Below are 6,234 nucleotides of genomic sequence, written 5' to 3' on the forward strand. Positions count from 1 at the left end.
AGGTAAAGCACTGGCTGACAAGCCTGTAGAAATGACGCCATGCTATGCTCTGAAAGAGAAAACAAGGGGTTTCCAAATGACTAGATCAGCCACTGAGAGCGTTGCGACTGAAGTTCGCCTGCTCGCCAAAGAACACAAGGTCAGCGCCGATCGCGACAACCTGAGCTGCATGGCAGTGACCATTACACGCCTGGCGGGTGACATGGTGGAGCTGGACGGTGTTGAGCAATTGCTTGTTAACCTCAAAAGAAAAGGCGTGTTGAGCAAGACAGAGATCATGGCCCTGCAAGGACGCTACCTGCAGGAAAAAAGGCGTGGTAAACAGCAGCCCACCGCATGACTTTCGATCCCTTCGGCGATTTCGAAACTGAAGGTTATCTTCAAAACTCGCTCAAACTCAAAGATCCCATTGAAGTAAAGGAATCTGAGCATCTCTCCTTTGAAGCCAGTATCGACGACGCTCTCGCCTACCTCGCCAGGAAAAAGCCCATCGACTACCAAGCTGTCCTCAAAACACACGAAATACTGTTCTCCGGATTTTACCCTTGGGCGGGTAAAGACAGGAATGAACTGGTCCCCCATCTGGCCGTTTTCAAGGGATCGAAGGATGATCCTCATCACACGATATTTGAGCGTCCCGACCTTATCAAAAGGTCCGTCGAATATGCCCTTGAGCTCGCAGCAAACAAGAAACGCTTCCGAGCCAGGCCTGGCGAGGTAATGGGCCAACTGGCTTCTGCTCACCCCTTTCTGGACGGTAACGGCCGTACGATCCTGCTTGTCTACATGGAGCTGTGCTTTCGGACCAAATTCGCCATCAATTGGGCAAAAACCAGCAAGGATGACTATTTGCGGGCACTCAGCGACGAGATTCGAGATCCGTTTCAAGGCCATCTGGATGGCTACTTGTCGCCGTTTGTAATCGACATTTCCAGTCGTGAGGAGTGGCCGGAAATGATTGGCGGTATAAAGGGGCTGGATGGCCTGGATAAAGAAGGCATCACGTATGAGAGTCTGGATGATCCCGAGGTTGAACGCCTCTACAAAACGTATCGGGTAAAGCCGCTCGAGTGATGATCAACCCCTTGCCTTGAATCGCCTCACCCGTGCTTCTGAAACCGAAATAGAATCAAAAGCCCACTGTTCAGACAGGCTTTTGATAGGGCGAGCAACCCCAAGGTCACCCTTCCCATAACTGACCGCTAGTGGTTTATGGACGCGCGGCAACAACCGCTGACAAAAAAGCCTGCTTTTCAAAGCAGGCTTTTCCTTTGAACCGTGTCGGCTTACTTCTGCTGAGCCGTCAACGCCACATAACCATTCATCAAGTTGCGATAGTTCGGAATCCGTTGCGACAGCAGGTTACCCAGCCCTTCGATGTCGTTGCGCCAGTCGCGGTGCAGTTCGCAGGCCACCGAGAACCAGTTCATCATCTGTGCGCCGGCCTGGGTCATGCGGTTCCACGCGGCTTGTTGCACGGTGGTGTTGAAGGTGCCGGAGGCATCGGTGACGACGAACACGTCGAAGCCTTCGGCCAGGGCCGACAGGGTCGGGAACGCAACGCACACATCGGTTACCACGCCGGCGATGATGATCTGTTTGCGGCCGGTGGCCTTGATAGCCTTGACGAAGTCTTCGTTGTCCCAGGCGTTGATCTGACCCGGGCGGGCAATGTACGGCGCGTCGGGGAACATTTCTTTCAGTTCCGGCACCAGCGGGCCGTTCGGGCCTTGTTCGAAGCTGGTGGTGAGGATGGTCGGCAAGTTGAAGAACTTCGCCAGATCGGCCAGCGCCAGCACGTTGTTCTTGAACTCGTTAGGCGAGAAGTCCTGGACCAGGGAGATCAGGCCGGTCTGGTGATCGACCAGCAGTACCACGGCGTCGTCTTTGTTCAGGCGGTTGTAGGTTGGAGTGTTCATCTGCGCGTCCCTTTTCAATGTTGGAAATTGTTGTTGCGTTCAAGTTGGGCACAGATTACTGGGGGCTCGAAAAAGGATAAATCCGTTGAAAAGCGTTTCACCGTCAACTCAAACAGGACAATCCAGGCGAACCCTGGCGGATAAATCCACGCTCGCTTGAAGAATGGCGACGGATGCTCGTTATGAGCTAATAACACCTTCATTAAACGGTCGCTAAAACGTTGTACTAGGATAGGATCCAATGCAGCGCGTGTTTGCCGTTCAGGGAGATCGTCGGCGGCGCGGCTGGAAGTCTGTCTCTACGTACATTCATGGATGACGCATATGAATTCACACCTGTTTCCCCACATCGGCAAAGTGATCGCCAGCACCGGCAGCCGGCACTTCCCGCGCATGCTGCATGACCTGATCCTCACCCAGTTGGCAGTGGACGCCACGCACATCCGGCAGATGCGCGTCGAACCGGTGAGCCGCGCCGCCAGTCGTGGTGAGCCGGGGCCGGTCAAAGACTCGGCGCAACTGGCAGAGACGCTGTTCTCCGAACACAGCGCCGCGGCGGCCCATGCGCCGCACGCAGCGGATTCTTCGAGCGTGGCCGATGCCTCGCAACTGCACCTGACCCGCCGTAAGGACGGTTTTCGCTACGTGATTTCGGTGTACCGCAATGCGCAGTCGCAGCGGTTTTCGGCGCAGGAACGCAGCTTGTTGCAGGACATCTCGCCGGTGCTGCTGCCGATGGTGGAAAAACACATCAGCGCCCTGCAGCCGACGAACCATGACACGGCGACGCCCGCCGAGGTGTCTGAAGGCAGCGGCCTGCAAACCCTGCGCCTGCGTTTCACCGAGCGTCTGGAGCAATTGGGACTGAGCCTGTCGAACCGCGAAACCGAGGTGTGCGTCGGCCTGCTGGCCGGGCGTACCGCCCCGGAACTGGCGGAGCTGTTGCAGTTGAAGGTCAACACCGTGGAAAGCTATCTCAAACGCGCGGCGATCAAGCTGGGGATCAGCGGACGCCATTCGTTGATGCGCTGGATGTATTCACCTCAGGACACCTCGGCCTCCACCGCAGCCTGATCCCATCCGCAATCCCCCAAGGAGTTGCCGCAGCCTGCGGCAACTCCTTGGGGCAATCAGCTATTCAGTCACGGGCCAGTGCTTCGATTGGATCGAGCCGCGAGGCGTTGCGGGCCGGGACGAAGCCGAAGACGATGCCGATCAGGGTCGAGCAGATCACCGCTGTGAGCACCGAAGCGAGGGAGAAGACCATTTCCCATTCCTTGATGAACACCGAAAACAAATGGCCGATGCCGTAGGACAGCGAAATCCCGATCGCCCCGCCCAACAGACAGACCATCACGGCCTCCACCAGAAACTGCTGACGAATGTCCGACTGCCGCGCCCCCACCGCCATGCGGATGCCGATCTCGCGGGTGCGTTCGGTGACTGACACCAGCATGATGTTCATCACTCCGATACCACCGACCACCAGCGAAATCACCGCGATCAACGACAGCAGCAAGGCCAGCGAGCGGCTGGTTTTCTGCACGGTCTGCAAGACGCTGTCGAGGTTGTTGGTGAAGAAATCCTTGGTGCCGTGGCGCTGCTGCAACAACTGGATGACGTGCTCTTCCACCACTTTGCTCGGCTGTCCGTCCTTCATGCGCACGCTGATGCTGTCCAGATAACGCTGGCCCAGCACCCGGCCGGCGGCGGTTTCATAGGGCACCCAGACGTTGAGGGTCTTGCCTGAAGCGAACAGGTTTTTGTTTTCCGCAGCAACCCCGATCACCGTGCACGGCAGGTTGCCGATCAAAATCACCTGCCCCAACGGATCGACTCCCTCACCGAACAACCGCTGGCGGGTGTTGTGATCGATCACCACCACTTGGGCCTGACGCCGCGCATCGCTTTCGCTGAACGCGATGCCCTCGGCCATCCTGATCCCGCGCACTTTGAAATACTGGTCGCTGACGCCGTTGACCTGCGCATCCACGTCGATATTGCGATAGCGCAGCAACAGGCTACGGCCAATCATCGGCGTGGCGCTGTCGACGTAGTACAGCTGATTCAGCGCCGTGACGTCGGCGGGCACCAGGGTTTCAATGGAGGCGGCGCGCTTGTCGCCGTAACTTCGACCGGGAAACACGTCGATGGTATTACTGCCGATGGCCGCGATGTCCTTGAGCACGTAGCGCTTGGCTCCCTCGCCGACCGCCGAGATCGACACCACCGAGGTGATGCCGATGACGATGCCGAGCATGGTCAGCAACGTGCGCATGCGGTGCGACACCAGCGCGATCCAGGCCATGCTGAAGGCTTCCTTGAACAGGCCAAGGCTGGCCACCAGACGGCGCGTGGCGGTGGCTTTGGGGGTCACTGGTTCTTCACTGAGCAGGTGTGTGGTGTCACGTTCGTTCGTGCGGTCGCTGAGGATTTCGCCGTCGCTGACTTCGATGATGCGCTCGGCGTTGGCTGCGACTTTCGGGTCGTGGGTCACCAGAATCACCGTGTGCCCGGCCGCGTGCAATTCCAGCAGGATGCGCATCACTTCCTTGCCGCTGGTGGTGTCGAGGGCGCCGGTGGGTTCGTCGGCGAGGATCACTTCGCCGCCGTTCATCAACGCCCGGGCGATACTCACGCGCTGCTGCTGGCCGCCGGAGAGCTGGCTCGGCCGGTGGCTCAGGTGCTCTTCCAGGCCCAGCCGCGCCAACAGCTCGCGGGCGCGGGCGTGGCGCTGCAGCTGTGGCGTGCCGGCATAAATCGCCGGCATCTCGACGTTGTGCATGGCGCTCAGGTGCGGCAGCAAGTGGTAGCGCTGGAAGATGAAACCGAAATAGTCACGACGCAGTTCGGCGAGGGCCTGATTGTCGAGGTCGCGGGTTTCCTGGCCGTTGATTTTGTAGCTGCCGGCCGTGGCGTAATCGAGGCACCCGAGGATGTTCATCAAGGTCGATTTGCCAGAGCCCGAGGCGCCGATGATCGCGACCATTTCCCCGGCGTTGATCGTCAGGTCGATGTTCTTCAGGGCGAGGAATTCGCGGTCACCGGCGGTGAAACTGCGGGTGATGCCGCTGAGCTGGAGCAGTGGCTGCGTCATGCTCAGGCCCCCGCCACATTCGTCACCGGATCACCGATCACCACACGGTCGCCTTCGGCCAGACCGGCATTGACCTGCACCTTGACGTTGTTGTTGATCCCGGTCTGCACATTGCGCGACTGGGCGTGGCCCTTGGCGTCGAGCACGCGCACCGGGAAACTGCCGTCGGCGTTGCGCGGACCGAGGGCCGCCACGGGAATGGTCAATACCGATTTGGCGGTATCGAGCACCACCCGCACCTGCGCCGTCATCGAGATGCGCAAACGGTGATCGAGATTAGGCACCTCGAACAAGGCGTTGTAGAACACCGCGCTGCTTTGCTTGGGTGTACCGGCCGCCGGGGTCTCAAGGAAATTCTGCGGGGCCGGTTCGGTGCCGCGCAGTTTGGCGTAATAGCGTTTGTCCTCACCGAGAATGGTGAAATACACCTCCTGCCCCGGCGCGATGTGAATCACATCGGCTTCCGAAACCTGCGCCTTGACCGTCATGGTGTCCAGATCCGCCAGTTTCAACAGCACCGGCGCCAACTGGTTGGCAATCACCGTCTGGCCTTCCTGGGTGACGATGCCGACTACATCGCCGTCGATCGGCGCGACAATCCGCGTGTAGGCCAGGTTGACCTTGGCCGTGTCGATCTGGATGTGTGCGCTTTTGATCTGCGCCTCCAGCGACATCAGGTTGGCCTGCTGCACCTGATAGTTCGACTCGGCGGTTTCAAAATCCTGGCGCGAGATCGAAGCATCCTCCTGCAGGTTCTGATAGCGCTCGTAAATCGCCTTGGTCTGCTTGAGCTGGGCCTGGGTCGCGCGTTTTTGCGCTTGCAGGTTCTCTTCATCGACCTGGGCCTGACGCAGGGTGTTCTGCAGCACCAGCGGATCGATTTCCGCCAGCCACTGGCCCTTTTTCACTTTGTCGCCGACCTTGACCTTGAGCGACTTCAACTGGCCGGAGACCTGCGCGCCGACATCCACCTGTTTGATCCCTTCGAGCACGCCAGTGGCCAGCACCGCGTTCTCGATATCAACCCGCTCGACCGTGGCGGTCAGGTACTGCGGTGCCTCGGCCGGTGCCTGCACCGTGTAGAACACCAACCCGGCCACTGCCGCCAGTGCCAATCCCATACCGACTTTGCGCAACTTCGACTTTTCCATAAATGACCACAAGTCCGTTCAGGGGTGAGCCCGGCCGGCGGCCGGGCTCCTTTATAAAAAACAATAT

Annotated in this window: 6 protein-coding genes; 3 read left to right on the top strand and 3 right to left on the bottom strand. The window is 59.0% G+C overall.

The features are described 5' to 3' along the window. Positions 1-76: 76 nt before the first annotated feature. Positions 77-340 (top strand): hypothetical protein, encoded by a 264-nt coding sequence (locus tag ACXX9E_RS21770; protein ID WP_458556611.1) that lies wholly within the window; start codon positions 77-79, stop codon positions 338-340. Next, the gene (locus ACXX9E_RS21775) at positions 337-1,074 is read left to right on the top strand and encodes a Fic family protein (RefSeq protein ID WP_458556166.1); all 738 of its coding nucleotides are present in this window, start codon (positions 337-339) and stop codon (positions 1,072-1,074) included. Before ACXX9E_RS21770 ends, ACXX9E_RS21775 begins: the two co-directional genes overlap by 4 nt. Before the next feature lie 212 nt (positions 1,075-1,286). On the opposite strand, the gene ycaC is transcribed toward ACXX9E_RS21775, so the two are convergent. Next, positions 1,287-1,919, bottom strand: a complete 633-nt coding sequence (gene ycaC, locus ACXX9E_RS21780) for an isochorismate family cysteine hydrolase YcaC (RefSeq protein WP_458556167.1) — start codon at positions 1,917-1,919, stop codon at positions 1,287-1,289. Between the two features lie 324 nt (positions 1,920-2,243). Between ycaC and ACXX9E_RS21785 the strand changes: the two genes are divergently transcribed. Next, a complete protein-coding gene (locus ACXX9E_RS21785) occupies positions 2,244-2,993 on the top strand; it encodes a response regulator transcription factor (protein WP_458556168.1) in 750 nt (249 codons plus the stop codon). Positions 2,994-3,057: 64 nt separating this feature from the next. On the opposite strand, the gene ACXX9E_RS21790 is transcribed toward ACXX9E_RS21785, so the two are convergent. Continuing rightward, positions 3,058-5,016 (bottom strand): MacB family efflux pump subunit, encoded by a 1,959-nt coding sequence (locus ACXX9E_RS21790; protein ID WP_186748144.1) that lies wholly within the window; start codon positions 5,014-5,016, stop codon positions 3,058-3,060. 2 nt (positions 5,017-5,018) lie between these two features. Then, complete coding sequence (gene macA, locus ACXX9E_RS21795) at positions 5,019-6,167, bottom strand: macrolide transporter subunit MacA (RefSeq protein WP_458556169.1); 1,149 nt, start codon at positions 6,165-6,167, stop codon at positions 5,019-5,021. Positions 6,168-6,234: the final 67 nt, after the last annotated feature.

This window comes from Pseudomonas sp. GNP014, from assembly GCF_054344005.1.

What these genes read in the sequence shown, in the direction of transcription:
- ACXX9E_RS21770 (WP_458556611.1), top strand. Translation starts at nt 77, where the DNA reads ATGACTAGATCAGCCACTGAGAGCGTTGCGACTGAAGTTCGCCTGCTC.
- ACXX9E_RS21775 (WP_458556166.1), top strand. Translation starts at nt 337, where the DNA reads ATGACTTTCGATCCCTTCGGCGATTTCGAAACTGAAGGTTATCTTCAA.
- ACXX9E_RS21785 (WP_458556168.1), top strand. Translation starts at nt 2,244, where the DNA reads ATGAATTCACACCTGTTTCCCCACATCGGCAAAGTGATCGCCAGCACC.
- ACXX9E_RS21790 (WP_186748144.1), bottom strand. Translation starts at nt 5,016, where the DNA reads ATGACGCAGCCACTGCTCCAGCTCAGCGGCATCACCCGCAGTTTCACC.
- macA (WP_458556169.1), bottom strand. Translation starts at nt 6,167, where the DNA reads ATGGAAAAGTCGAAGTTGCGCAAAGTCGGTATGGGATTGGCACTGGCG.
- ycaC (WP_458556167.1), bottom strand. Translation starts at nt 1,919, where the DNA reads ATGAACACTCCAACCTACAACCGCCTGAACAAAGACGACGCCGTGGTA.